This is a genomic window from Pseudomonas sp. BS-2016 (assembly GCF_001806145.1).
Taxonomy (GTDB): domain Bacteria; phylum Pseudomonadota; class Gammaproteobacteria; order Pseudomonadales; family Pseudomonadaceae; genus Aquipseudomonas; species Aquipseudomonas lundensis.
In genome coordinates, this window is record NZ_MLCT01000081.1 from 1 (window position 1) to 1,371 (window position 1,371).

The following is a 1,371-nucleotide window of genomic DNA, read 5'->3' on the forward strand; positions in this document are numbered from 1 at the left end:
TGCCCCAACGCCTGGAAGAGCTGGCGCCGCAGCATGTGAAAGTGCCTTCAGGGTCATCGGTACGCCTGGACTACAGCGAACAGCCGCCGATCCTGGCGGTGCGCTTGCAGGAATTGTTCGGGTTGGCAGACACCCCGCGCATTGCCGGTGGGCGCCTGGCCGTGAAGCTGCACCTGCTGTCCCCGGCGCGGCGACCGGTGCAGGTCACGCAGGACCTGGCGAACTTTTGGCGCAGTACCTATGCCGAGGTGAAGAAGGATTTGAAAGGGCGCTACCCCAAGCTATTCCATAAGTTAGACCCCTGGGTTGAATCGCTTAACAAAAAGAACATTGACAGAAAGGATTGAGTATTGAGTCCATGCCTCATAGGATTGACGATTTCTCTAGGGAGTGGATATGTCCTATGTGAATCCGCGATACCACGGCCGTTTGGTGCTTGTTCCGCGCGTTCGGAATGCCTTTGCAGAGATTTACGTCTCTCAAAAGCCACGTGGTGCTATCGAGAATTTGCTTGCGGCGTCTGAGCCATCGAGAACGCTTTATCAACTCAATGAGTTCGGGGCGCAGGAGGGCGAGGGAGACCTTTTCAATTTCCCGTTCCTTTTCCATAGGGATGGCAGACCCTGGTTCGAAGCGAATTCGTACTTGCTGAATCATGTGAGGCATAAACCTCTTGTTGGCAGACCCATAGATGATGTTCGTCGTCGGGCCAGCAAATTGCTTGATTATCTGACCTTTTGTGAAGATGAAGCGCTTGATTGGCTGGATTTCTCTGGCCGTCGTCCTGCTTTGCGCCCTACATACAAATATTTCGCTCATTTGGTTAACGAAGGAAAACGTAGCGCGGCAGTCATCAATCAATTCACTGGAGTGGTATTCGATTTTTATAAATATGTGGCGGCTAATTGGCATGACATCGACATCGAACGTGTTGATTCAGTTAAGAAGGTTCAGTTCCTATTTAAAGGCTCATTCGGTAGCAAATTAATAACTGCCGAAAAACGCAGTCAAACTAAATCGACGCCGGCTTCTAGCCCTGTGCCAATTGGGTTTGTTCGGGAGGACGGTGAAGACCTCCGGCCATTGGCCAATGTTGAGCTTGGCGAATTGTTGGGTATGTTGAAGGGCAAAGGATGGACGGTCCAACAACGACTTATTCTACTGACTGCATTGATGACAGGTGCACGAAAACAAACAGTTCTGACAATGCGACTGAAGCATTTGAATTCATTTACAGAAGGAAATTTGCTGAACGACGGTACTTATCTAATGCGTGCAGGTCCGGGCACGGGTATGGATACGAAGCGAGATAGAAGCCAGCAACTATATTTGCCTAGCCAGCTAGTTGAAGAATTAAAGGTTATGGCTAAT

The 1,371-nt window shown here is 50.0% G+C and carries 2 protein-coding genes; both read left to right on the top strand.

Going from position 1 to position 1,371, the window contains the following annotated elements; translation table 11 throughout:
• The coding region (locus tag BKD70_RS22410) for an ATP-dependent helicase C-terminal domain-containing protein (RefSeq protein ID WP_305879748.1) at positions 1-347 on the top strand (347 nt) is incomplete at its 5' end.
• A 49-nt stretch (positions 348-396) separates the two neighbouring features.
• Positions 397-1,371 (top strand): site-specific integrase (locus tag BKD70_RS25145; RefSeq protein ID WP_175441023.1); only part of this gene is annotated, 975 nt, incomplete at its 3' end.